General features: G+C 66.3%; 20 protein-coding genes. 12 read left to right on the top strand and 8 right to left on the bottom strand.

The genetic code is table 11. From position 1 onward, the window contains the following. Nucleotides 1-37 precede the first annotated feature (37 nt). The 6 genes from FQU74_RS17565 (at nt 38) to FQU74_RS17540 (ending at nt 5,071) form a co-directional block, all read left to right on the top strand. Nucleotides 38-1,471, top strand: coding sequence for an HlyD family type I secretion periplasmic adaptor subunit (locus FQU74_RS17565; RefSeq protein ID WP_146287784.1), 1,434 nt, complete (start codon nt 38-40; stop codon nt 1,469-1,471). A gap of 88 nt (nt 1,472-1,559) precedes the next feature. Beyond that, nucleotides 1,560-2,018, top strand: coding sequence for a RidA family protein (locus FQU74_RS17560; protein WP_146287783.1), 459 nt, complete (start codon nt 1,560-1,562; stop codon nt 2,016-2,018). Beyond that, nucleotides 2,018-2,785, top strand: coding sequence for a glycerophosphodiester phosphodiesterase family protein (locus tag FQU74_RS17555; protein ID WP_146287782.1), 768 nt, complete (start codon nt 2,018-2,020; stop codon nt 2,783-2,785). Before FQU74_RS17560 ends, FQU74_RS17555 begins: the two co-directional genes overlap by 1 nt. Before the next feature lie 98 nt (nt 2,786-2,883). After that, entirely contained in the window at nt 2,884-4,050 is a 1,167-nt protein-coding gene (locus FQU74_RS17550; RefSeq protein ID WP_373289052.1) for a GNAT family N-acetyltransferase, read from the top strand. Between the two features lie 44 nt (nt 4,051-4,094). Next, the gene (locus tag FQU74_RS17545; protein ID WP_146287780.1) at nt 4,095-4,703 is read left to right on the top strand and encodes a glutathione S-transferase family protein; all 609 of its coding nucleotides are present in this window, start codon (nt 4,095-4,097) and stop codon (nt 4,701-4,703) included. After that, nucleotides 4,700-5,071, top strand: coding sequence for a 4a-hydroxytetrahydrobiopterin dehydratase (locus FQU74_RS17540; protein ID WP_146287779.1), 372 nt, complete (start codon nt 4,700-4,702; stop codon nt 5,069-5,071). The genes FQU74_RS17545 and FQU74_RS17540 overlap by 4 nt, the downstream gene beginning before the upstream one ends. A 39-nt stretch (nt 5,072-5,110) precedes the next feature. Here the strand turns inward: FQU74_RS17540 and FQU74_RS17535 are convergent, their stop codons facing one another. After that, complete coding sequence (locus FQU74_RS17535; RefSeq protein WP_146287778.1) at nt 5,111-5,599, bottom strand: peroxiredoxin; 489 nt, start codon at nt 5,597-5,599, stop codon at nt 5,111-5,113. A 104-nt stretch (nt 5,600-5,703) separates the two neighbouring features. Between FQU74_RS17535 and FQU74_RS17530 the strand changes: the two genes are divergently transcribed. From FQU74_RS17530 to FQU74_RS17515, 4 genes are all read left to right on the top strand, one after another. Continuing rightward, nucleotides 5,704-6,909 (top strand): NAD(P)/FAD-dependent oxidoreductase, encoded by a 1,206-nt coding sequence (locus FQU74_RS17530; RefSeq protein WP_146287777.1) that lies wholly within the window; start codon nt 5,704-5,706, stop codon nt 6,907-6,909. Continuing rightward, nucleotides 6,906-7,475, top strand: coding sequence for a 16S rRNA (guanine(966)-N(2))-methyltransferase RsmD (rsmD, locus tag FQU74_RS17525; RefSeq protein WP_146287776.1), 570 nt, complete (start codon nt 6,906-6,908; stop codon nt 7,473-7,475). Before FQU74_RS17530 ends, rsmD begins: the two co-directional genes overlap by 4 nt. Then, nucleotides 7,472-8,134: an HAD family hydrolase gene (locus FQU74_RS17520; protein ID WP_146287775.1), complete on the top strand. Its 663-nt coding sequence runs from the start codon at nt 7,472-7,474 to the stop codon at nt 8,132-8,134. Before rsmD ends, FQU74_RS17520 begins: the two co-directional genes overlap by 4 nt. Nucleotides 8,135-8,223: 89 nt before the next feature. Continuing rightward, on the top strand, nt 8,224-10,236 hold the full coding sequence (locus FQU74_RS17515) for an NADPH-dependent 2,4-dienoyl-CoA reductase (RefSeq protein WP_146287774.1): 2,013 nt from the start codon (nt 8,224-8,226) through the stop codon (nt 10,234-10,236). Here the strand turns inward: FQU74_RS17515 and modC are convergent. The 4 genes from modC to FQU74_RS17495 all read right to left on the bottom strand — a co-directional run bounded on the left by modC (nt 10,233) and on the right by FQU74_RS17495 (nt 13,216). Continuing rightward, nucleotides 10,233-11,321 (bottom strand): molybdenum ABC transporter ATP-binding protein, encoded by a 1,089-nt coding sequence (gene modC / locus FQU74_RS17510; protein WP_146287773.1) that lies wholly within the window; start codon nt 11,319-11,321, stop codon nt 10,233-10,235. The genes FQU74_RS17515 and modC overlap by 4 nt on opposite strands. Further along, nucleotides 11,318-12,016 carry a molybdate ABC transporter permease subunit gene (gene modB / locus FQU74_RS17505; protein ID WP_146287772.1) on the bottom strand — a complete coding sequence of 233 codons (699 nt, stop codon included), beginning with the start codon at nt 12,014-12,016 and terminating at the stop codon, nt 11,318-11,320. Before modB ends, modC begins: the two co-directional genes overlap by 4 nt. A gap of 4 nt (nt 12,017-12,020) precedes the next feature. Continuing rightward, nucleotides 12,021-12,776, bottom strand: a complete 756-nt coding sequence (gene modA, locus FQU74_RS17500) for a molybdate ABC transporter substrate-binding protein (RefSeq protein WP_146287771.1) — start codon at nt 12,774-12,776, stop codon at nt 12,021-12,023. A gap of 62 nt (nt 12,777-12,838) precedes the next feature. Next, nucleotides 12,839-13,216: a winged helix-turn-helix domain-containing protein gene (locus FQU74_RS17495; protein WP_146287770.1), complete on the bottom strand. Its 378-nt coding sequence runs from the start codon at nt 13,214-13,216 to the stop codon at nt 12,839-12,841. 160 nt (nt 13,217-13,376) lie between these two features. On the opposite strand from FQU74_RS17495, the gene FQU74_RS17490 reads away from it, so the two are divergent. After that, the gene (locus FQU74_RS17490) at nt 13,377-14,105 is read left to right on the top strand and encodes a metallophosphoesterase (RefSeq protein ID WP_146287769.1); all 729 of its coding nucleotides are present in this window, start codon (nt 13,377-13,379) and stop codon (nt 14,103-14,105) included. A gap of 6 nt (nt 14,106-14,111) precedes the next feature. Here FQU74_RS17490 and FQU74_RS17485 read toward each other — a convergent pair whose 3' ends face one another. Continuing rightward, nucleotides 14,112-15,224, bottom strand: coding sequence for an MFS transporter (locus FQU74_RS17485; RefSeq protein WP_146287768.1), 1,113 nt, complete (start codon nt 15,222-15,224; stop codon nt 14,112-14,114). Nucleotides 15,225-15,384: 160 nt separating this feature from the next. On the opposite strand from FQU74_RS17485, the gene FQU74_RS17480 reads away from it, so the two are divergent. Beyond that, nucleotides 15,385-16,560: an acetyl-CoA C-acyltransferase family protein gene (locus FQU74_RS17480; protein ID WP_146287767.1), complete on the top strand. Its 1,176-nt coding sequence runs from the start codon at nt 15,385-15,387 to the stop codon at nt 16,558-16,560. Between the two features lies 1 nt (nt 16,561). On the opposite strand, the gene pbpC is transcribed toward FQU74_RS17480, so the two are convergent. Further along, complete coding sequence (gene pbpC, locus FQU74_RS17475) at nt 16,562-18,595, bottom strand: penicillin-binding protein 1C (protein ID WP_170246260.1); 2,034 nt, start codon at nt 18,593-18,595, stop codon at nt 16,562-16,564. Further along, complete coding sequence (locus FQU74_RS17470) at nt 18,592-24,036, bottom strand: alpha-2-macroglobulin family protein (protein WP_146287765.1); 5,445 nt, start codon at nt 24,034-24,036, stop codon at nt 18,592-18,594. Before FQU74_RS17470 ends, pbpC begins: the two co-directional genes overlap by 4 nt. Nucleotides 24,037-24,038: the final 2 nt, after the last annotated feature.

The following is a 24,038-nucleotide window of genomic DNA, read 5'->3' as shown; positions in this document are numbered from 1 at the left end:
ACCCCCAACTAGCCCTATTGGCCGAACGGAGATCCAGATGACCGAGCCCACAGAACGATCCGAAGGCACGACGCTGCCTGCCGATGCCCGGCAGCAGTTGCCGCAGGCCAAGGCCAAGCCGACCGAGATCGACATCCCCCGCGCCACGGCGCCGGGCCATGCTCCAACCCGCGCGCCAGAGGCGAAGTGGTCGGCGCGCGGGCCGCTTATCCTCGGCTTTGCGACGCTTGCCCTGCTGGTTGGTGGCTTTGGCCTCTGGAGCGTGGTGACCACGATCTCGGGTGCCGTGATCGCCTCGGGCCAGATCGAGGTCGAGAGCAGCCGGCAGATCGTGCAGCACCCCGACGGCGGCGTGGTCGAAACCATCGCCGTGGCCGAGGGCGATACCGTGAAAGCGGGTGACCTTCTGGTCAGGCTCGACGGCTCGGCGTTGCATTCGGAACTGGCGATCGTCGAAGGCCAGCTCTACGAGATCCGCGCCCGCCGCGCGCGGCTTGCCGCCGAGCGTGATGACGATGAAACCATCACCTTCCCGCAAGACCTGCTGGACGTCGCCAAGGCCCGCCCCGAGGTGGCCGAACAGGTCCAAGGGCAAGTCCATCTCTTCAACGCGCGCAAGGAAACGCTGTCCAAGCAGATCGGCCAGATGACCGAGCGCCGCGCCCAGATCGGCAGCCGCATCGAGGGGATCGAGGCGCAGATCGTCGCCCTGACCCAGCAGCTTGACCTGATCAACGAGGAACTGACCGACCAGCAGTCGCTGCTGGACAAGGGTCTGGCCCAGGCCTCACGGGTCCTTGCCCTTCAGCGTGAGGTCGCGCGCCTTCTGGGCCAACGGGGCGAGCTCGACTCCTCAAAGGCGCAGGCGCTGGAGAACATCTCAGAGATCGACCTCGAGGTCCTGCGCCTGCAGGCCGCCCATCGCGAAGAGGCCAATACCCAGTTGCGCGACATCGGCAGCCAGGAGCTTGAGCTTGCCGAACGCGTCCGCGCCCTGACCGAGCGGATCACCCGGCTCGAAATCCGCGCGCCCTCGTCAGGGATTGTCCTTGCGCTGCAGGTCACGACCCCACGCTCGGTGATCCGGCCGGCCGACCCGGTCATGTACATCGTGCCGCAGGACCGGCCACTGGTGATCACGGCACGGGTCTCGCCCCTTCACATCGACGAGGTCTTTGCCGGGCAGGAAGCCAAGTTGCACTTCTCGGCCTTTTCTGCCCGCACCACGCCGGAACTGATGGGCCATGTGACGGTGGTATCCGCCGATGCCTTGGTCGATCAGGCAACGCAGGCCTCTTACTACCGGGTCGAGATCGAGCCTGATCCTGCGGAACTTGCCAAGCTCGAGGGATTGACCCTGCTGCCGGGCATGCCGGTCGAGGCCTTTATCAAGACCGGTGACCGGACACCCCTTGCCTATATGATCCGCCCCTTCACGGATTATTTCGCCAAGGCCTTTCGTGAAAGCTGACGGTTCCACCTGTTCCGATGTCGGGGGCGGCCTTGCCGCCCCTCGCGCTTGCCGCTAGCCTCTGCGCGGAACGAAGAGGAGGCCCCCCATGTCCATCGAAGCTCGTCTTGCCGAACTCGGCGTCACCCTGCCTGATGCGCCGGCACCGGCGGCCAACTATGTGCCCTATGTGATCGCGGGCAAGCTCGTCCATGTATCCGGGCAGATCAGCGCCGATGCGAACGGCCAGATCAAGGGCAAGCTGGGCGCGGGGATGAGCGTCGAGGACGGCGCCGCAGCGGCAAAAGCCTGTGCGATCTCTCTGCTCGCACAACTGAAAAAGGCCTGCGATGGCGACCTGACGCGCCTCAAGCGTGTGGTCAAGCTGGTGGGCTTCGTGAATTCCACCCCCGATTTCACCGATCAGCCCAAGGTGATCAACGGCGCGTCCGACTTCATGGTCGCGGCCCTTGGTGACGCAGGGCGCCATGCACGCTCGGCCGTCTCGGCCGCGTCCCTTCCCTTTGGCGTGGCGGTCGAGATCGAAGCGATCTTCGAGCTGAATTGATGCGCGTGCCGCTGCCCGACGCATTTCTGGCTGCACCCATCGCCCACCGCGCGCTGCATGACCGCGCGGCGGGGCGACCGGAGAACAGCCGCGCCGCCATAAGCGCGGCGGTTGCTGCGGGCTATGGCATCGAAATCGATCTGCAGTTATCGGCCGATGGCGTGGCGATGGTCTTTCATGACGAAGATCTCGCCCGGCTGACCGGCAGTGAGGGCTGGGTCAGGGATCGCAGCGCAGCCGAGCTTTCTGCGATCCGGCTGATTGACGCCGCAGACGGCATCCCCACCCTGACCGAGGTGCTGCGGATCGTGGATGGCCGCGTGCCCCTGCTGATCGAGATCAAGGACCAGACGCTGGTCCCCGGCGGCACCATTGGTCCGTTGGAAGCTGCAACAGCCCAGGCACTTTCGGGCTATGCCGGCCCCGTGGCGCTGATGTCCTTCAACCCCGACAGCGTGGCCGAGATGGTCCGCCTTTGCCCAGCTCTGCCGCGTGGGCTGACGACAGGCAGTTACGACTATCAGGATTATGCCCCGCTTGCCCCTGACATCTGCGACCGCCTGCGCGAGATCCCTGATTACGACCGTTGCGCGGCGAGCTTCATCAGCCATGAGGCGGCAGACCTGTCGCGCCCGCGTGTGGCCTCGCTCAAATCACAAGGCGCGCGGGTCCTATGCTGGACCATCCGCTCACCCAAGGCCGAGCGCGATGCCCGCAGAATCGCCGAAAACATCACCTTCGAAGGCTATCTGCCCCCTGTCTCTTGACCGGACGGCACCGCGCCGCATCTTCTTCTTTTCAGAAATATCCTCGGGGGGCCCGGGGGGCAGACAGCCCCCCGCCCCTCCGCAACCCCGGGGGTGACGTGCCCGACCTGACCGCGACGCTTGCCGACAGCTTTGCCGCCATACCTCCGGCCAGCTGGGATGCCCTGACCGATCCGCGCGACCCTTTCACCACGCACCGGTTTCTTCTGGCGCTCGAAGCGTCAAGCTCTGTCGGCCCTGGCACCGGGTGGGAGCCGCACCCGCTGCTCGTCCACGACGCGACGGGCCGCCTTGTCGCCGCGGCACCCATGTTTGCCAAATCGCACTCGCAGGGCGAGTACATCTTCGATCATGGCTGGGCCGAGGCCTATGAGCGGGCGGGCGGGCGCTACTATCCCAAGCTGCAGATCGCCGTGCCTTTTACACCCGCAACCGGGCGGCGCCTGCTGACCCTGCCGGGGCATGAGGCAGAGGGCCGCGCCGCCCTGATCAGCGCTGCAAGCGATATCGCCCGGCAAAACCACCTCTCTTCTCTGCACATTACCTTCTGCACTCAGGACGAGGCGTTGGCTGGCGAGGCGCAGGGCCTTTTGCGGCGCATGACACAGCAGTTCCATTGGCTCAATCACGGCTATCGCAGCTATGATGACTTCCTTGCGACCCTCGCCTCGCGCAAGCGCAAGGCGCTTCGCAAGGAACGTGAAATTGCCAACTCCCACGGCTTGCGCATCGAATCTCTGACAGGCGCGACAATTCTGCCCGAATACTGGGAGGCCTTCTGGGCCTTCTATCAGGACACGGGCAGCCGCAAATGGGGGCGCCCCTATCTGACCCGCGCCTTCTTTGACCAGGTCCATGCCACGATGCGCGACGATGTGTTGCTGGTGATGGCCTTTGACGGCCCGCGGGCCGTGGCGGGCGCGTTGAATTTCATCGGCGTGGATTGCCTTTTCGGTCGCTACTGGGGTTGTATCGCCGACTATCCCTGCCTGCATTTCGAGCTGTGCTACCACCGGGCCATCGACTGGGCCATCGCACATGGTCTGGCCCGGGTCGAGGCCGGAGCGCAGGGCGAGCACAAGCTGGCGCGCGGCTATCTTCCGACCGAAATCCACTCGCTGCACTGGCTGCGCGAGCCGTCCTTCGCCCGCGCGGTTGCCGATTATCTCAACCGCGAACGCCTGGCCGTGGAAGAAGAGATCGAGGTGCTGACCGCCTATGGTCCGTTCCGCCGAGGCCCGCCGGCAGATCAGCAAGACGACTGACAGATCGTCCGTGCCATGGCAGAATGCCGTCCGGGAGGTGCCGCATGACCACATTGACCCTCTATACAAACCCGATGTCGCGCGGACGCATCGCGCGCTGGATGCTCGAAGAGTTGGGCCAGCCCTATGAGACGGTCCTGCTGGACTATGGCAGCACAATGAAAGCGCCGGAGTATCTGGCGATCAACCCGATGGGCAAGGTCCCGGCGCTGCGCCACGACGACCGTGTGGTTACCGAATGCGCGGCGATCTGCACCTATCTTGCCGACATGTTCCCCCAGGCAGGGCTCATGCCATCCGATCGCGCGGCGTTCTATCGCTGGATGTTCTTCGGGGCGGGGCCATTCGAGGCTGCGGTGGTCAACAAGGCACTTGGCGTCACGGTCCCGGACGACAAGCGCGGCATGGTCGGCTATGGCAGTTTCGATGACGTCATCCGCACCCTGCGCGGTCATCTGGCCGGCTCGCCCTATCTGGTCGGCACAAGCTTCAGCGCGGCCGATGTCTACCTTGGTGCCCAGATTGGCTGGGGAATGCATTTCGGGTCGATCCCGAAAGAGCCCGAGTTCGTCGCCTATGCCGAGCGGATCATGGGCCGCCCCGCCGCGATCCGTGCCCGCGCCATCGACGAAGAACTGGCGGGTCGGAAATGACGACATTTCCCCGCCTGACAGACACAGAACGGCAAGAGGTCCTGCCAGCCCTTGGGAATACCGGCTGGCGCGCGATCGAGGACCGCGATGCCCTGCGCAAGATCCTGAAGTTCCGCAATTTCTCTGAAGCCTGGGGCTTCATGTCCCGCGTCGCCCTATCGGCGGAAAAGCTGAACCATCACCCAGAATGGTCGAACGTCTATAACGTGGTCGATATCACGCTGACCACGCATGCAAGCGACGGTCTGACCGAGCTCGACCTGCGGCTTGCCCGCATTATCGACAGGCTTGCGGACGCAGCCGAGGTGCAGACCGACCATTCAGGGCCGGTGGAATGTCTGTGCAAACTTCACCACGGGTCCGCCTGACAGAAGCGAAAAGGGGCCGGTCGCCCGGCCCCTTCGCGATCAGATCGCCTCAAGCAGTGCCTCACCTCCCGAGATGGTGCACTGGCCGGGGCTGTCCTCGACCTGGATCACCTTGACCACGCCATCCTCGGCGTAAAGCGCATAGCGCTTCGACCGGTTGATCAGGCCCGCCGGTGGTGCGGTAAAATCAAGGCCGATTGCTTTGGTGAAGGCCGCATCGGAATCACCGAGGAGTGCAATGCCAGCCGCCGTGGCGCCCGTCGACTCGCCCCATGCCTTCAGCACGAAGGGATCGTTGACCGAGACGCAGATGATCTCGTCCACGCCCTTGGCCGCGAACTTGTCCTTGGTGCGGATGAAGCTCGGCACATGGGCGGTGGTGCAGACACCGGTATAGGCGCCGGGCAGACCGAAGACCACGACCTTGCGCCCCTTGAGCTTCGAGGACAGAGCAACCGTCTCGGGCCCGTCTTCGCCCATCCGCAGCAGGTTCGCGTCAGGCAGGCTTTGCCCCACAGAAATCGTCATTTTTGGTCCCTCGCGCGTTGCGTTTCCGATGCGCCCAGATATAGGGTCCGGCACGGGACGCGGCCAGAGGCTGTGTGCGTTTCTGCGAGACATAGGGCGAAGACATGGCGCATGTGGTGGTTGTCGGGGCGGGTCAGGCCGGATCGGCGCTGGTGACGCGGCTCAGGGCTGGCGGCTATCCGGGCGAAATCACCCTGATCGGCGAAGAGACCGCGCCACCCTATCAGCGCCCGCCCCTGTCGAAGGCCTATCTGCTGGGCGAGATGGAGATTGACCGCCTGACCCTGCGCCCCGCCGATTTCTATGCGGAAAAGGCAATCGCCTTGCGTCTCGGCCAGCGCGTGACCGGTGTCGACAGCGCCGCCCGCACGCTGACCCTTGGCGACGAGGTGATCAGCTATGATGAACTGGTTCTGACCACCGGATCCATTCCGCGCCGCCTGCCTGACGCCATCGGTGGCGGGCTGGTCGGTGTCTATACCGTGCGCGGACTGGGCAATGTCGATGCCATGCGGCACGAGTTCCGTCCCGGCGCCCGCGTCGTGATCATCGGCGGCGGCTATATCGGGCTGGAGGCGGCGGCGGTTGCCTCAAAGCTCGGGCTTTCCGTCACGCTGGTGGAAATGGCGCCGCGTATCCTGCAACGCGTCGCGGCGGCCGAAACCTCGGACTATTTCCGTGCCCTGCATCAGGCGCATGGTGTACGCATCCTTGAAGGCGCAGGACTTGATCGCCTGCTGGGCGAGGGCCGGGTGACGGCTGCCCGCCTGACCAACGGCGAAGAAATCGCCTGCGATTTCGTGATTGTCGGCGTCGGGGTCAATCCGGCGACCGAACTTGCCGAAATGGCGGGCTGTGCGCTGGAAAACGGCATCCGCACCGACGAACAGGGCCGCACCTCGGTTGCCCATGTCTGGGCTGCGGGCGACTGCGCCTCGTTCCCGCATCAGGGCGGGCGGATCCGGCTGGAGTCGGTTGGTAACGCCATCGATCAGGCAGAGCAGGTGGCCGACAACATTCTGGGCGCGAACAAGGCCTATGCGGCAAAGCCGTGGTTCTGGTCGGATCAATATGACTGCAAGCTGCAGATCGCGGGCTTGAATGCAGGCTTCGACCATGTGGTGACCCGCAGGGGTGACGATGGCGCCTTTTCGGTCTGGTACTTCGCGGGCGACCGCCTGCTCGCGGTGGATGCGATGAACGATCCGCGCGCCTATATGGTCGGCAAGCGCCTGATCGAGGGCGGCCGCAGCCCCTCGGCGAAAGAGATCACAGACGCGCCCGACCTCAAGGCGCTCTTGAAGCCATGAGGATCGTCGGTGGCGCCTCGCGCGGGTTGAAGCTGGCCGATGTGGGCGCAGGCGATCCTGCGGCCCATCTGCGCCCGACGACCGACCGCGTGCGCGAGTCGATCTTCAACCTGTTGATCAACGGCCGCATCGCGCAAGCCGGTGACCCCGTCACCGGCGCCAGGGTGCTCGACCTCTTTGCCGGAACCGGCGCGCTCGGGCTCGAGGCGCTGTCGCGGGGGGCTGCTCGTGTGGCTTTCGTCGATGATGGCACGGCCGCGCGCGCGCTCTTGCGCCGCAACATCGAATTGATGCGCGCCATGGGCACCACCGACGTCTGGCGCCGCGATGCCACGAACATGGGGCCAAACCGCGGTCCGGGCTATGGTCTGGTTTTTCTGGACCCTCCCTACGGCAAGAGCCTTGGCGAACGCGCGCTCGCCTCTTGTGTCGCAGGCGGCTGGCTTGCGCCCGGCGCCCTGATCGTTTGGGAGGAAAGCGCGACGCCCGTGATCCCCGACGGCTTTGAAGAGCTGGATCAGCGGCGATATGGCGACACCATGATCACGATCCTGAGGGCACCATGACGGCATCCATCACCCGCCCCGCAGCCGTGCTGTTTGATTGCGACGGCGTGGTCGTGGACAGTGAGCCTGCGACCTTTGACCTGCTGGCCGAGGATTTCGCCGCGCGCGGTCTGACACTTGACCGGCCAAGGATGGAGGCGCTGTTTCTCGGCGGCACCATCGAACGCTGCGGCCGGATCGCCGCCGAACTTGGCGCCGATATCCCCGCCGACTGGGTTCCCATGTTCTACGAGCAGCTTTATGCCCGACTGGCCATAGGCACCCCGATGATCCCCGGAATCGTCGCGGTGTTCGATGCGCTGGATGCGGCGGGCATCCCCTATGCCATCGGATCCAACGGCAGCCTGCGCAAGATGCAGATCACGCTTGGCCAGCATCCCGCTCTGGCCGACCGGCTTGAGGGGCGCATCTTCTCGGGTCAGGACCTTGGCATGTTGAAGCCGGCGCCGGATCTCTATCTGCATGCGGCGGCAAGCCTTGGGGCCGACCCTGCCCAATGCGTTGTCATCGAGGACAGCCCGACTGGCGCCCGTGCCGCATATGCCGCTGGCATGCGCTGTCATGGCTATGCCCCCCACGGCGGGGCCGAGACGCTGGCTGCCGAGGGCGCCGTGACGTTCACGACGATGGACGACCTTCCGGCTCTCCTCGGCCTGTAAGGCTGCCCATCACAGCCCGTGACGCAGCGTTGGCGGTGACAGTTCCCGCAGGCTTTGACAGTCTGCGCAGAGCTACCGGAGGAGCCGCCATGACCACCTATCCGCATCTTCTGTCACCCATCACGCTCGGTGACATCACGCTGAAGAACCGCGTGCTGATGGGGTCGATGCACACCGGGCTGGAGGAAACCGGCGACTGGAACCGGGTGGCTGAGTTCTATGCCGCGCGCGCCCGTGGCGGGGTCGGGCTGATGGTGACGGGCGGCATGGCACCCAACCGCGAGGGGGGCGTCTTCCCCGGTGCGGCAGGTCTGTTCACGCCGCAGGATATCGCCAACCACCGCATCGTCACGGACCGTGTCCATGCCGCAGACGGGCGGATCGCGATGCAGATCCTGCACGCCGGTCGCTATGCCTATGGGCCGGAATGTGTCTCGGCCTCGGCGATCAAGTCGCCGATCTCGCCCTTTGCGCCGCGCGAGCTGGACGAGGCCGGGATCGAAAAGCAGATCGCCGATATCGTCACCGCCGCCACCCGCGCCATCGAGGCCGGTTATGACGGGGTGGAGGTCATGGGGTCCGAGGGCTATTTCCTCAACCAGTTCCTCGTCCGGCACACCAATCGCCGCAGCGATGCCTGGGGCGGAAGCTACGACAACCGCATGCGCCTGCCGGTCGAGGTGGTGCGCCGGGTCCGCGCGGCCATTGGCGGGGCGATCCTGATCTACCGCATCTCGCTGATCGACCTGATCCCCGATGGATCGACCTGGGAAGAGGTCGTGCAACTGGCAAAGGCGATCGAGGCGGCCGGGGCGTCCGTCCTGAATACTGGCATCGGCTGGCATGAGGCGCGGGTGCCCACCATCGCCACCTCGGTTCCCCGCGCGGCCTTTGCGCATCTGACCGCACGCCTGCGGCCCGAAGTGACGATCCCGGTCATTACCTCGAACCGCATCAATACACCCGATGTCGCCGAAGGCCTGCTGCGTGAGGGGGCGGCAGACATGATATCCATGGCGCGCCCCTTCCTTGCGGACCCCGATTTCGTCGCCAAGGCCGCCGCCGGTCGTGCGGCCGAGATCGCGCCCTGCATCGCCTGCAATCAGGCCTGCCTTGACCACACCTTCTCGGGCAAGCTGACTTCTTGCCTCGTCAATCCGCGCGCCTGCCATGAGACCGAGCTGCTGATCACAAAGGCTGCCACACCCCGGCGCATCGCGGTGGTTGGGGCGGGTCCTGCCGGTCTCTCGGCCGCGCTGACCGCTGCCGAACGCGGCCATGACGTGACGCTTTTTGACCGGGCGGCACGGGTTGGCGGGCAACTGCATCTGGCCGCGACCGTGCCCGGCAAGGAAGAGTTCCGCGGGTTGATCGACTGGTTTGAGGCATCGCTGGCTGCAAGCCCCGTCACACTGCGCCTGAACACCGAGGCCACGGCCGAGACGCTGGCGGGCTTTGATGCGGTGATCCTCGCCACGGGCATCGTTCCGCGCGCGGCCGGCATCGCAGGCGAGAGCGCGCCCAGCGTTCTGGGCTATCGCGAGGTGCTGCGCGGCGCCCCGGTCGGGCGGCGTGTCGCCATCGTCGGCGCAGGTGGCATCGGCTTCGACGTGGCCGAGTTTCTGGTCCATCAGGGCGAAAGCCCGACGTTGCACCCAGATCTCTGGCGTCGCGAATGGGGGGTTGGCGATCCTGCCCGCACGGCTGGCGGCCTTGCGCCAGAGGGGCCCCAGCCCGAAGCCCCGGCGCGCGAGGTCTGGCTCTTGCAGCGCAAGCCCGAAAAGCCGGGGCGCAAGCTGGGCAAGACGACAGGATGGATTCACCGCGCGGCCTTGCAGATGAAGGGTGTGAAAATGCTGGGCGGGGTCCAGTATGACGCCATCACGCCCCAGGGCTTTGCCGTCACCGTGAACGGCCAGCCGCAACTTCTGGCTGTCGACACCATCGTGATCTGCGCAGGGCAAGACCCCGATCGCAGCCTCGCCCCCGCGCTTGAGGCTGGTGGCATCCGCCCGCATATCATCGGCGGCGCCGATGTCGCGGCCGAGCTGGATGCGAAACGCGCGATCAATCAAGGCACACGACTGGCGGCAGCGCTTTAATCGCCGCCCATGTTCTGGGGGGCGACGGACAGGGCCTTGAGCATCACATAGAGGTCCATTCCGGGGGCAAGCCCCATGCCCTCGACCGACCGCTGCGTGACACGGGCGAGCAAAAGCTCGCCCCCGCAATCGAGCTGAACCAGCGCCCCCGGCCCGTCACCACGCCGGATCGCGGTAATGCGGGCAGGCAGGATATTCAGCGCCGACACACCCTCGGGCCGCCTCAGGGCCAGTGTCACATCGCTTGCGGGCACGCGCAGGCGCAGATGGGTTCCGGGCGCCATATCGACATGCGGCACCCAGAGCGAACCCGCCGAGGCGGTCAACCGCGTCAACCCGTCGTCCTCATGCGCCGCCACCTCGGCGCGGATGACGGCCCCCAGTTCCCGCAGCCCAAAAGCAGGCGCCAGCGCCGGGTCGGCCATCAGCTGCGCGGCGGGGCCTGCCTTGCGCACCCGCCCGCCCTCGATCAACACAAGCGTCGTTGCAAGGCGCGCCACCTCGACCGCCGAGTGGCTGACATAGAGGATCGGCAGACCAAGCTCTTCCCGCAGACGCTCCAGATAGGGCAATATCTCGTCCCGCCGCGCGGCATCGAGCGCGGCAAGCGGTTCGTCCATCAGAAGAAGTCGCGGCTTTGACAGGATCGCCCGGCCAATGGCGACGCGCTGCTTCTCGCCGCCCGAAAGGGCCAGCGGGCGGCGCGCCAGCAGATGCTCCAGCCCCAGAAGGGTGATGATCCGCTCTGGACTGGCCCCGGCTGCGTTGCGCGGGGCAAACCAGCGGCCAAAGCCAAGGTTCTGCGCGACGGTCAGATGCGGAAAGAGCCGGGGTTCCTGAAACACATAGCCGATGCGGCGACGGAACGGGGGCAGATGCAGGCCACGCGCGGTGTCGGTCAGCACAATGCCCTGCGCCATCACCTTTCCACGGTCGGGGCGCAGAATACCCGCAACGGCATTGACCACGCTCGTCTTGCCGCTGCCCGACCTGCCAAAGAGCACCGTCACGCCATCGGGCGCGGCGAACTCCACATCCAGTGCGAACCCGCCGAAATCATGGGCCAGCTGAACATCTAGCGTCATGGGGCACCGATCCTGCGCGCGACGACGCGGCCAAGCCATTCCGCCAGAGCCAATGCCCCAAGCGCGATGGCGATCGAGATCAGCACCAGCCGCAGCGCGGCCTCATCCCCGCCCGGCACCGACAGAAAGGCGTAGATCGCCGAGGGCAGGGTCTGGGTCTGGCCGGGAATGTTCGAAACGAAGGTGATCGTGGCGCCAAACTCACCCATCGCCTTGGCGAAGGCCAGAACCGCACCCACAAGGACACCGGGCAGGATCAGCGGCAAGGTGACGGTCAGGAACACCATGAGGCGCGAGGCGCCAAGGGTGGCCGCTGCCTGTTCAAGCTTGGGGTCCACGGCCTCAACCGACAGGCGGATCGCGCGCACCGTCAGGGGAAAGGCCATGACCGCCGCCGCCAGAACCGCGCCCGTCCAGCGAAAGGCAAGGGTGATGCCGAACGCCTCATGAAGCCAGGACCCGACAGGACCGTTCCGCCCGAAGGCCAGAAGCAGCAAATAGCCGGTTACCACGGGCGGCAGGATCAGCGGCAGGTGGACAAGACCGTTCAAGAGCCCCCGCCCCGGAAACCGCCCACGCGCCAGTAGAAGTGCCACCAGAACGGCCAGCGGCAAGGACAGAACCGTTGCCCAGAACGATACCCTGAGCGACAGCCAGACCGCCGTCGCCGCCTCTGGTGGCAGCCAGCCCGTCATCCGTTCACTTCATCACCTTGAACCCCTGTGCGGCAAAGATTGCATCCGCCGCCGGTTCGGACAAGGCTTTCAGGAAATCACGGTCCGCCTGATCGGCCGCCCCGGTCAAAAGCGCAACCGGATAGGCAATTGCCGGGTGGCTGTCGGACGGGAAAGTACCCACCACTGAAACGCCCGGCTCGGCCACTGCATCCGAGGCATAGACGATGCCAAGGGGTGCCTCGCCAAGAGCCACCAGCTTTAGCGCATCGCGAACGTTTTCGGCCTGCGCGACCGAAGGCGCTACGCCCTCCCAAAGCCCGAAGCTTTCCAGCGCAGCCTTGCCATACTGGCCGGCGGGCACGCTGTCGACCATCGCCATGGACAGCTTGCCGTCAGCCAGCAACCCGTTCAGGTCAAGATCCCTCCCAATCTCGACCTGCGGCGCACCCGCGCCATGGGCCACCAGAACCAGCGCGTTACCCAGAAGGTCAGACCGTGTCTCTGGCACGACAAGTCCGGCCTTTGCCACCTCATCCATCCAATTCTCGGCGGCCGAGATGAAGATGTCGGCCGGTGCGCCCGCGATGATCTGCGTCGCAAGCTTGTTCGACCCGGCATAGGAAATGGTGACCCTGTGCCCTGTGGCCTTGCCGAAATCGGCTCCGATCTGGTCAAGCGCGGTCTTCAGCGAGGATGCCGCAAAGACGACCACCTCATCGGCCTGCGCCGAGGCAGGCATGCCAAGGGCAAGCACAAGGGGAATCACGATCCGGCGCATGGGGCTTCCCTTTCGATATGTTCCCATAAACATATCCGTCGCTCCTCGCCCCTTGGCAAGCGCTATTTCCCGCCAGATATATCCGACCTTGGGCGCAGCAGGCCCGTCAGCGCCGCAATATCCCCCGCACCTGCGCTGCGTGTCGCCTCAAGAACTGCCTCATACCGCATCAGAACCTCGGCCCCGGTCTCGGTCAGGCGCGCCCCGCCCCCCCCGGCACCGCCGCGCGCGGTTTCGACCAGAGGGGCGACGAAGGCCGCATTCATCTCTTCGACCAGCGACCATGCGCGCTTGTAGCTCATCCCCATCGCCCGCCCGGCCGAAGAGATGGAGCCGGTGTCGCGGATGCCGCGCAGCAATTGCGCCTTTCCGGGGCCAAATCTGGTCCCGTTGAACAAGAGCCGCAGGAAGAGCCCAATGGAGGGGTCTGCATCAGTCATGCCTGCAGTCTGGCCTGCCGGGACGGCGGGATCAATGCGCCTCGTGCCCCGACAAGCGATCCAGCGGCGCGGGATCGGCGGGCCCTTACAATTCCCGCCCTTACAATCCCCGCTCGGGCGACCTAGGGTCCCTGCGCAACCGCAGCAAACGAGTCGGATCATGCGCGCCTATGCCATCGGGGACATCCACGGCCACCTGTCTCTGCTGGAGGCCGCGCATGCGCTGATTGACCGTGACATGGCCGAGAACGGCGCCGCACCCGTCATTCATGTGGGCGATCTGGTCGACCGCGGGCCTGACAGCCGTGGCGTGATCGATCATCTGATGCGTGGGCAGACCGCGGGGGCCGACTGGCATGTTCTGCTGGGCAACCATGACCGGATGTTCCTGCGCTTTCTGGATGATCCGGCCGAGCCCGAGCCCGGCCTGCGCTCAGACCTGAGCTGGCTGCACCCGCGCCTTGGCGGTGCGGCGACGCTTGCCTCATATGGTGTACACGCGCCCGGCGACCGCCCCATGGCAGGCGTACATGCCGACGCCATCGGGGCAGTTCCAAAGGTGCATCGTGACTGGCTGGAGTCTCTGCCACTGCACCTGCAATTCGGTGACTGCGCCTTTGTCCATGCCGGGATCCGCCCCGGCGTGCCCCTGTCGGATCAGGCGGAAACCGATCTTGTCTGGATCCGTGAGCCGTTTCTTTCCGATACCCGCGACCATGGGCACCTGATCGTGCACGGCCATACCGCACTGGACCGGGCGACGCATTACGGCAACCGCCTGAACCTCGATAGCGGGGCGGCCTATGGTGGCCCGCTTTCCGCGGTGGCTATCGAAGGGCGCCGGGCCTTCCTGTTGACCGACGCGGGGCGCCTGCCGCTGGACCCGTAAGCCGGATCAGGGCGTGGCCGTGCGTGCGCCGCTGCGCTGGATCAAGACAAACAGCGCCACAACTGCCGTTGCACTGGCAAGACCTGCAAGCAAAAGGAACAGACCGTTCGGCCCCATGACCTCGGCCACCCGCGCCAGCACGAAGGGCATGCCGATTCCGCCGACAAGCCCACCCGCGATGATCAGGGGCGAGACGCGCGGGCCATGGCCCATCCGCGCCATGCCCTCGACGAAATAGGCGGGGAAGATCAACGAGGCAAAGGCACCCGCCGCAACGAACGGCCAACCCGGCGGCAGTGCAAGCGCCAGAAGCATCGAGACGGCGACACCCGTGATCGACAGCGCGTAAAGCGTGAAGGGTGCAATCCGGTGCGCGGCAAAGGTCAGAACGGTGCGCGCCAGCAGGAAGGCCATGAAAAAGGCGCTCAGGAACTCGGCCGCTGCGGCCTCGGAGTATCCGTTACGCACAAGTGCCGAGGGGCCAAGCCCGATCAGCACCGCCTCGAACCCGATGCCGAAGGCGCCAAAGGCGAGAATCGCCCAATCGGCGCGCAAGGGGGCGGTAGAGGTTTCGACCGGCGGGCGGCCCACGTCCTGCGCCCCTGCCGCCACGATCAGAAGAGAAACACCGACCGCCAGAAACACCAGCCCATAGGCGCCGCCCATCATTACGAAGGCCAGGGGCGCGAGAATGGCCCCTGCGCCGAAGATCGCGTTGATCATGCTCAACATCGCAGGGCCGCGCCGCCCGAACAGTGCAAGCAGACGCGGGTTGAAGACGACCGCGGCGCATCCCTGTCCGAATCCCGCAAGGCTCGCCCCAAGCAGCGTCACCGGCCACCCCCAACCGAGGCCGAGCAGCACCGCGCCGAGCGCCATGACCGCGACCAGCATCCGTGGTGTCATCCGCCGGCCAAGAGCGAACATGGCCGCGACACCCGCGGCGGAACCAACCCAATGCACGGTGAACAGGATTGAGACGTCGGCGACCGCGCGTCCGGTTTCGCGTGCGATCACCGGCAGTGCCGGACCATAGACAGCCTGCAAAGCCCCCATCAGCAAGAAGGTCGCCATGCCGGCCAGCAGAAGTTGTATCCGGCCTTTCTGCATCTCGGTCATCGTCGGCTCCTGTCGCGCTGCGCGCCTCTTCGTCTGCCCATCGGCGGAAGTCAACCGCCGCCCCTTTACCACACTTGCGCGATAGGCCGACGCAACGTCACACTCGCGTGACAGGGCGCGCGCAGCCAGTGTTGACCAGACTACAGGGAAAGGCTCTTTCATGACCGACATCGTCATTCTTTCTGGCGCCCGCACGCCGATTGGCACCTTTGGTGGCAGCCTCGCGGGCTTTGCGCCGATCGATCTGGCAACCCATGCCGCAAAGGCGGCGATTGCCCGTGCCGGGATCGATCCCGCACAGATCGGGGCTACCGTCTTTGGCCACGTCATCAACACCGAACCGCGCGACATGTATCTGTCGCGGGTCGCAGCAATCGGGGCGGGCGTGCCGGATGCGACGCCGGCGATGAACGTCAACCGGCTGTGCGGATCTGGCGCGCAGGCCATCGTTTCGGCCACGCAGGCGCTGATGCTGGGGGACGCGGATTTCGCGCTGGCGGGCGGCGCGGAATGCATGAGCCGGTCGCCCTTCATCCTGCAGTCGGCCCGCTGGGGTCAGAAGATGGGTGATACCCGCGCGCTTGACATGATGACCGGCGCGCTGACCTGCCCCTTTGGCACCGGCCACATGGGGGTGACGGCGGAAAACGTCGCGGCGGAATGCGGGATCAGCCGGGCCGATCAGGATGCCTTTGCGCTGGAAAGCCAGACCCGTGCGGCCCGCGCCATCGCGGCTGGCTACTTCAAGGACCAGATCGCCCCGATCGAGATCGCTGGCCGCAAGGGCACCGTGGTCTTTGATACCGACGAGCATCCCAAGGCCACCACGCCCGAGGCGCTGGCCGGGTTGAAGGCGGTATTCCAGAAGGATGGCACAGTGACCGCCGGCAATGCCTCGGGCATCAACGATGGCGCGGCGGCGCTGGTTCTGGCGCGGGCCGATGCGGCCAAACGCGCAGGACTTGCCCCGCGGGCGCGCATCCTTGGCTATTCGGTGGCGGGGGTGCGCCCGCAGGTCATGGGGCTTGGCCCCATCCCGGCTGTGCGGCAACTGCTCGACCGCACGGGCCTCGGCATCTCTGATTTCGACCTGATCGAATCGAACGAGGCTTTTGCCGCGCAGGCGCTCGCGGTCTCGAAGGAACTGGGCCTCGATCCCGCCAAGGTGAACCCGAATGGCGGCGCAATCGCGCTTGGCCATCCGGTCGGGGCGACGGGCGCCATCCTGACGGTCAAGGCGATTGCCGAGCTGGAGCGTACGGGCGGTCGCCGTGCCATCGTCACCATGTGCATTGGTGGCGGTCAGGGCATCGCCATCGCGCTTGAGCGCGCCTGACCTACTTCAGACGCAACCTGACGCGGGAGGAGCGCCCTTCCGCGTCAATCACACTCAGCGTCACGAACCCCGCGCCCGGCATGTCGAGCATCGCCTCGCGGCTTCGCAGGCCGGTACGCAGGGGAAGGCCGTCGGCCATCAGCGTGAAGGGCGCCGTGCCACCGCGCAGCTTGACCAGAAGCTGCCCATCCAGCCGCTCCACTTCGGCCCCCTCAGGCGGGAAGGTCACAACCGGCGGATCGACCGGCTGGAAGGCCGCATTGCGCGACCGGAACCGGCGCAGCGGCTGTGGCAGTTCGGCGTTCGAGACCAGAAGCGTGGCCTTTGGCGCGGGCGGCAAGGGGACAAGTCCACGGCTGATCCGGCCCATCGCCTGAAAGAGTACGGGTGCGGCCACCTCGGCCCCGAAGGCCCCCGGAACCGGCGTGCCATCAGCCCGTCCCATCCAGACGCCCACAACGTAGCGCCCGTCAAAACCGATGGCCCAGGCGTCGCGGTGGCCGTAGGACGTGCCGGTCTTGTAGGCCAGCCGATTTTCCGGCGCACCCGGCGGGGGCGGCAATCCGGCGAGGATATCGGTCACCTGCCAAGCGGCAACCTCGGACATAACGCGCTGCCCCTCGGCGCCTTCGCCGGAATGGCGTAGGGGCAGCGCAACCCCGCCGCGCGCAATGGCCGCATAAAGCTGCACCATGTCGTGCAGGGTGACGCCGACACCACCCAGGCTGATCGCAAGGCCCGGCTCATCGCCCTTGAGCATGGGCTGCATGCCCGCGCGGCGCATGGCGGCGATGACCTTTGCAGGGCCCAAGGCCTCGGTCAGCAGCACGACAGGGATGTTGAGCGACAGCTGCAGCGCCTCGCGCAGGCGGATCGTGCCGCGCCACATCTTGTCAAAGTTCTGCGGCGCATAGGTGCCGAAATTCACCGGCTTGTCGTCGATCATGGTTTCGGGATGGGCCAGCCCCTCGTCAAAGGCCAAGCCATAGACCAAGGGCTTCAAGGTCGAGCCGGGCGAGCGGAGCGCCTCTGTCATGTCGACAAAGCCCTGCCGCCGGTCGGCCAGAAACCCCGCCGAGCCCACCGAGGCCAGGATCTCGCCCGAGCGGTGATCGGCCGCCAGAATCCCGATCTGCAACTGATCGCCGCGCCCTTCGACCGCCTGCCGGGCAAGCGCCTCGAGCGCACGTTGCAGCCCCGCATCCAGCGTCAGCACATGGCGCGGCACGCCGGGGGCGGCCCTGACCACACGGTCAGCCAGATGCGGCGCCAGCATCGGAACCGGACGGCGCGCGCGGGGCACGCGTTCCCCTGTCGTGGCCTCGGCCTCCTCGGCTGAAATCACGCCGTCACGTCTGGCCCGCGCCAGAACGCGGTCGCGCGCGGCAACGGCGCGGTCAGGGTGGCGATCCGGGCGGCGGCTTTCCGGGGCTTGCGGGATCGCCACCAGAAGTGCTGCCTCGGCCGGGGTCAGCCGCGCGGGCTCTTTGCCCAGATAGGACAGGCTTGCCGCGCGTACCCCTTCGATGTTCCCGCCATAAGGCGCGAGTTGCAGGTAAAGCTGCAGGATCTGCGTCTTGGCAAGTTGCCGTTCCAATGCCAGCGCCACGCGCATCTGACGCAGCTTGCCCCCGACCTTGCCTGTGCCGCTCTCCTCCAGCAGTCGGGCAACCTGCATTGTCAGGGTCGATCCGCCCGAGACGACCCGGCCATTGCGCAAGGCCTGCACTCCGGCCCGCAGGATCGCGGTCCAGTCAACCCCGGAATGCTGCCAGAACCGCTTGTCCTCATAGGCAACCAGCATGGCAAGGTAATCGGCATCCACCGCGTCAGGTGTCACCTGCATGCGCCAGCGTCCGTCCGAGACGGTATAGGCGCGCAGAAGCTCGCCCTTGCGATCAACCACCTCGACCGAGGTGGGCAGCGTCAGGTCGGGCAGCTCTGTCGCAGCAATCCAGTCACGCGCCCGGTCCATGCCAGCCGCAGCCGTCCAGAGGGCGGCGGCTAGCACAAGGGGCCAACGGGCGCGCATCACTCGGCAATCGCGATCCGTCCGGTGCCGCTTTGGGCGCGGAAGGACGGGCGGTACATATCCTCGACCGAGGCGGCGGGATGGGTAAACACCCCCGGCGAGACCGCCCGCACCACATAGGCCAGACGGAACGGCGCATTGTCGCTGCGGTCGATCGCCGTCAGGAACCGATCCTGCCGGAACTCGCTATGCGTGGCCTCGGCCTCAAGCCCCAGCCAATCGAGCGCCTGCACATTGCCGCCGCCGATCAGGTTGGGGTTGTCGATCTCGAAGCCTGCGGGCAGTGGGTCGTTCACCATAAGCCGCGCCTCGCCGCGGCCAAAGGGCGTGACCTCCAGCACCGCGACAAGCCGGTCGCCCACGCGCAAGGCGTCAAGCGAAGCTGCCTGACCATCGAGCGTGTAATAGGTGCGCGTGATCGCATAGCCATTGCCACCGGCCGTCAACGGCTCGGACGGGATGCCCCATGTGGTGACGGTCAGGAAGGTCTTGTCACCGCCATTGGCCACCGTCACCGGCGCGTCGCCATCACGCACCACCCGCACTGGCGCCCCTTCCGCCGGTTGGCCGTTGATCGTGATCCCAGCCCCCGCCCCGTCGATCAGCGCGTTCGAAGCGAGAAGCGTCCAGACGCTTTCCTGTGTGGAGAGGCCCGTGTCCGTGGCAATGCGGTTGATCAGCTCATCCCGGTTGACGGCCTCAGACCCGGCCTCAGCCGCCAGCGTCAGCACGGCAGCGTTGTCGCGCAGGTCGGTGCCGAAATCGGCGCGGAACACCTGCTCGGTTTCGGGCACCGCCGCGTCGAGCCGCGCCTGCGCCTTGCGGAACATCGCGTCAGCCCGTGTCGGATCGCCATAGGCCGCAAGCGCCGCCCCGATCTGCGCCTGTGCCAGCGCCGTGGCAAAGGCATCGCCCTTCACATCGGCATAGTAGCGCAGATCACCGATGGCTGCCGCGCCCTCGCGTGCCAGAACCAGCAGCGCATAGGCCAGATCCTGCCCGCCCTGATCGAAATCGGCGTAGTAGTTCACCTGATTTCGCAGGTTGTCGAGCGCGTTGCGGAAGGCGAGGTCGGGCACCTTGTAGCCCTGTGCCCGCGCGCGGCTGAGGAAATCGGTTACATAGGCGTCAAGCCACAGATCCTGCCCCGAGGATTCGGGCGCTGACCAAAGGCCAAATGATCCTTCGGCATTCTGGTTTTGCAGGATTTCGGTCACCGCCTGCTCGATCCTGAGAGCGATGTTCTCGGCGCCCTGCAACTGCATCGCCTGGGCCACCTGGTCGAAATAGACCAGCGGCAGCGCCCGCGAGGTGATCTGTTCGGTACAGCCATAGGGGTAGCGATCCAGCGCCTGCAACAGCCCCGGCACGTTCAGCCGCGCAATCGGCCCTGCCGCCAGCGTGGCTTTGCCGGTGCCAGGGATCATCCCGGCAAAGGCGTTGGCGTCGAAGGTGAATTCCTGCCCCTGATCCAGATCGAAGCGGCTGATCCGCGCAACCTCGGGCTCGTTCGACTGCACCGGCAGAACCAGTTTCTTCACCAGATCCTTTCCATCCGGCGTGGTCAGCGTAACGGTGATCGATTGCACCCCTGCGGCAGAGGTGGTGACCGGAACCCGGATGACCTGCTTCTGCTTTTCTCCGAGATCGATCTCTGAGGGCACGGCGCCCAGGGTCAGCCCCTCGGCCGCGACGGCAAGTTTCATCCGCCCGGCGGGGCCGCTGGCGTGAACCACCTCAAGCAGCAGGCGGCTTTCGTCGCCCGGCGCCATGAAGCGCGGCAGGGATGCCGTGACCACGACCGGATCGCGCACCAGCACATCCGCCTCGGCCTGCCCGACGGCGCGACCAGACCATGCAATCGCCATGACCTTTACGCTGCCATTGAACGCAGGCAGATCGAAGCTGACCCTTGCCAGCCCATCAGCGCCCACCTGTACCGGTCCGGTGAAATAGGCGACCAGTTCCTCTGTAGGTGGGGGGGCCTGAAGCCGCGCCTGTGCGCCCGCATCGCCGCCCGAACGTACCTGGCCCTCGGCCCCGTTCAGCCCGTCAATGAGCCGACCATAGAGGTCACGGATGCCGACCCCCAGCTTGCGCTGGCCGAAGTAATGCTGCGACGGGTCGGGCGCCTTGAACCCGGTCAGGTTCAGGATACCCTGATCGACTGCGGCGACAGTGACAAAGGCGGTATCACCGGCCTCTGTTCCTGCGACCTTGACGGCAATCTCCAGCGGGCCGCGTGGCGCGGCCTCGGCCGGGGCCTCTACCGCAACATCCAGCCGGGCCGGGCCTGGGTCGATGGCGGCATGGGTCAGCCCAAGCGCGCGCGCCGGATTGCGCCCGGCAGCCACATCCATGGGACGCAGGGCCGAGGCCGTGACATAGACGCCCGCGCCCCAGTCATCCGTGACGGGCAGGTCGATCAGGTTCTCGCCCTCGACCACATCCACGGCCTGCATGGAGACCAGCCGATCCGACAGGACCATCACCAGCGCCTTGCCCGCCGCGCGCGGCACCAGCCGCAACTGTGCGACATCGCCCGGTTTGTAGGCGGGCTTGTCGAGCGAAAGCTCGAGCGTATCGGGGGTCGAGGTTGTGTCCGCCGGGGCATACCAGCCGGCAAAGAAGGTGGTGGAGGTTTCGGCAGGCCGACCATCGACACGGCTGACCGCCAGTTCATACTCGCCCCAGGTTACGGGCGCCGCGATCTCGACCGGGGCACCCGCCAGATCGGCAGTGCCCTTGGTCACGCGGGTTCGGGTCGTCACCGGCTCCCAGTTCCAGTTGCCGGAATACTGATACCACTGATAGCGGGTCTCGATCCGCGTCAGCTCCCACGCGACCTTCATCGGCTCGGGCGCTGCATCGGCGCCAATGCCGATCAACTGGAAACGCGCCTCGGCGCCTTCAGGCACCTCACCATCAAACAGCGGCTTCACCCCGATCATCGGCGAGGTGGGTGCAAGGATACGTTCCACACGGCGCTCGACCGGGCGACCCGACCCTTCGGCGATGCGCAGGGTAAAGCGTGCCTCAAGCGGACGGCCCGGATCATCGGCCTCGGGCAGGGCTGCGGCAACGGTCGCGCGACCCGCCGCATCGGTGCGGGTGCCGGGGGCAATCGCTTCCATCCGCGCATCGAAGGGCTGGTCATGGCGGCCAAAGACAAAGCCGGGGAACTGCGGCAAACCGGCAGCGGCGCGCAGCAGGACCTCTCCCTCGATCGCCAGATCCGCGCCCGGCGCACCAAAGAGGTATTTCGCCTCGACGCCGATCTCGGCCACATCGCCCAGCGACAGCGGTGTATCGGGCAGTGTCAGGCTGTAGTCGATCCGCTCGGGCAGGAAATCCTCGACAAGGAAGGTCTGGCTGGCCAGCGGCTGCGCCTCAAGATCAGCATAGACCTCCATCCGCCAGACACCGCGCGGCGCGCTGCCCGAGATGGGGTGGGCAAAGACATGGCCGCCCATGCCGGCATCAGGCGCCTGCGACCGGGCGTACTCCACCCCGTCGGGCCGTTTGAAGAGTGCGGTCAGGGGCACGCCCTCGATGGCGCGGGCTTGTGGGTCACGGGTGAGCGCGGTCGCGTAGACCGTCTCACCTGCACGATAGGCCCCGCGATCGGTCGAAAGGAACACGTCGATCGGACCGGCGGGCTCGCGCCCCTCGACACCCCGATCGGACAGGTCAAATTCAGGATCGGTCAAAGACAGGAAGGCGAGATCGCCCTCACCTTCGCGCGCGACCAGCATCGCGGGCGCCGCCCCGCCGGTGCCGCGCGCAAGACCGGCATCAAAGCGGGCAAGGCCTGTCTCATCCGTCACTGCCTCGGCCAGCACGTTGTTGGCGCGGCTCAGAAGCTGCACCGTCACGCCGGGCTTGGCCTCGGCCGTGGCAAGGCTGCGCAGGATCACATGCAAGCCATCCGTGCCGGACAGCGAGGTGATCCCCAGATCGGACACAACAAACCACTGCCAGGCGGCGGGCACGGCATATGGGTCAACCCCCGGCACGCTGGCCTTCAGTGCGTAGATGCCTGCGCCCAAGCCCTGCAGGGCCTCGGCCATCGGCAGGCGGGTGGTCACGTCGCGGTTGACCTCTTGCGCGACGGTGGCGGTGCCCTTCCACAGCTCTTCGCCCACATCGCCGGTGAAGCCGTACTCCTGATACTCGGCCAGCGGCATATCCAGATAGCCGTTCTGCACCGCACGCAGGATATTGCGGTCAGATACGCGGAACACCGCAAGATCAAGCTTTTCAGTGTTCACCGTCACAACCGGCAAGGCGGCCTCAGCCGTCTTGGGCAGAACATAGGCGCGGCCCGCAAAGCGCACCCCCGGCGCGCGGTCGCGCACATAGGCGGTGATCGACACCGATTTCGCCAAGGCCTGCCCGTCGGCCGAGGGCAGGCCCTCGCGGAAGGTAAAGGCATAGCGCTGCCCGTGGCTGACGCCCTCGATGCAAAGCTGCCGCCATCCGGCAGGCGCCACGGTCAGGCCCGGTTCGGGCAGTTGCACATAAGGCGTGTAGTCGAGCCCGGATTCGACCAGATCTTCCGACATGTTCACGCAGACGCGCGGGTTGGCATTATCCGACTGCACATCGGTTTCCAGAACGCGGAAGCCGTATTTTCCGGCGGCCTCGTCCAGAGCCGCGGCGGTGTCGTCGCGCGGCAGCGTGGCCTGCGCCAGACGCAGCGCCTTGACCATCTCGCCGCCACGCCCTTGCGCCTCAAGCGCCAGCGCCATCTGCACAAGGGCGTTGTGGCGCACGGGTTTTCCCGGTCCGCGCAGATAGGCGTTCACTGATGCCGAAAGCGCGCGCGACTGATAATCCGTAGCGTTGTTCTGGTCGGCCTGCCCCGCTGCCAGCAACAGGCGCGCGTATTCGACCCAGACTGCCGCGCGATCAGACGCAGCGGCGGCGGCCCCCGCGAAATCGGATGCCCCGACCAGGTTCCCCGCAACTTCGGCCTGACGGGCGCTCTCCAGATGCTCGGCATCGCTCCAGGCACCCGACGTATGCCGATTGCCAAGGCCCCGTGCCTGATCCAGCGCGGCGGCAATATCGCCGTCTCCCAGGAAGGACAGTTCCGCCCGGCGCGCGGGTACAGCACTCAGCACCTCGGGGTTGGTGGCAACCACGCGCGCCGAAAACGCGCCCTGATAGAAAGCGGGTTTGCCCGGATTGGCCTTAATGAAGCACGATCCGTTGCGCGTATTGAAGGTGAAATGCGTGCAGCGCTGATCCGCAAGACAGGCGCGCTGGCAGGCCTCGATCGTCGTATCAAGTTGGGTCGAGAGGTCGCCGCCGGGCAGGTCCGCATCCTGCGTGACGACGAATCGCTTTGCAGGCACCAGATCCTGCGCGAGCCCCATCGGCGCCACAACAAACCCGGCGACAATCGCCAGAACAGCAGTGGCGCGGCGCAAGATGGCCATGG

The organism is Gemmobacter aquaticus (assembly GCF_007859075.1).
GTDB lineage: Bacteria > Pseudomonadota > Alphaproteobacteria > Rhodobacterales > Rhodobacteraceae > Gemmobacter > Gemmobacter aquaticus.
This window is presented reverse-complemented; position numbering and strand designations above follow the sequence as displayed.

Excerpts from the sequence above, each read along its gene's own strand:
- FQU74_RS17565 (WP_146287784.1), top strand. The coding sequence starts at position 38 with ATGACCGAGCCCACAGAACGATCCGAAGGCACGACGCTGCCTGCCGAT.
- FQU74_RS17560 (WP_146287783.1), top strand. The coding sequence starts at position 1,560 with ATGTCCATCGAAGCTCGTCTTGCCGAACTCGGCGTCACCCTGCCTGAT.
- FQU74_RS17555 (WP_146287782.1), top strand. The coding sequence starts at position 2,018 with ATGCGCGTGCCGCTGCCCGACGCATTTCTGGCTGCACCCATCGCCCAC.
- FQU74_RS17545 (WP_146287780.1), top strand. The coding sequence starts at position 4,095 with ATGACCACATTGACCCTCTATACAAACCCGATGTCGCGCGGACGCATC.
- FQU74_RS17540 (WP_146287779.1), top strand. The coding sequence starts at position 4,700 with ATGACGACATTTCCCCGCCTGACAGACACAGAACGGCAAGAGGTCCTG.
- FQU74_RS17535 (WP_146287778.1), bottom strand. The coding sequence starts at position 5,599 with ATGACGATTTCTGTGGGGCAAAGCCTGCCTGACGCGAACCTGCTGCGG.
- FQU74_RS17530 (WP_146287777.1), top strand. The coding sequence starts at position 5,704 with ATGGCGCATGTGGTGGTTGTCGGGGCGGGTCAGGCCGGATCGGCGCTG.
- rsmD (WP_146287776.1), top strand. The coding sequence starts at position 6,906 with ATGAGGATCGTCGGTGGCGCCTCGCGCGGGTTGAAGCTGGCCGATGTG.
- FQU74_RS17520 (WP_146287775.1), top strand. The coding sequence starts at position 7,472 with ATGACGGCATCCATCACCCGCCCCGCAGCCGTGCTGTTTGATTGCGAC.
- FQU74_RS17515 (WP_146287774.1), top strand. The coding sequence starts at position 8,224 with ATGACCACCTATCCGCATCTTCTGTCACCCATCACGCTCGGTGACATC.
- modC (WP_146287773.1), bottom strand. The coding sequence starts at position 11,321 with ATGACGCTAGATGTTCAGCTGGCCCATGATTTCGGCGGGTTCGCACTG.
- modB (WP_146287772.1), bottom strand. The coding sequence starts at position 12,016 with ATGACGGGCTGGCTGCCACCAGAGGCGGCGACGGCGGTCTGGCTGTCG.
- modA (WP_146287771.1), bottom strand. The coding sequence starts at position 12,776 with ATGCGCCGGATCGTGATTCCCCTTGTGCTTGCCCTTGGCATGCCTGCC.
- FQU74_RS17495 (WP_146287770.1), bottom strand. The coding sequence starts at position 13,216 with ATGACTGATGCAGACCCCTCCATTGGGCTCTTCCTGCGGCTCTTGTTC.
- FQU74_RS17490 (WP_146287769.1), top strand. The coding sequence starts at position 13,377 with ATGCGCGCCTATGCCATCGGGGACATCCACGGCCACCTGTCTCTGCTG.
- FQU74_RS17485 (WP_146287768.1), bottom strand. The coding sequence starts at position 15,224 with ATGACCGAGATGCAGAAAGGCCGGATACAACTTCTGCTGGCCGGCATG.
- FQU74_RS17480 (WP_146287767.1), top strand. The coding sequence starts at position 15,385 with ATGACCGACATCGTCATTCTTTCTGGCGCCCGCACGCCGATTGGCACC.
- FQU74_RS17470 (WP_146287765.1), bottom strand. The coding sequence starts at position 24,036 with ATGGCCATCTTGCGCCGCGCCACTGCTGTTCTGGCGATTGTCGCCGGG.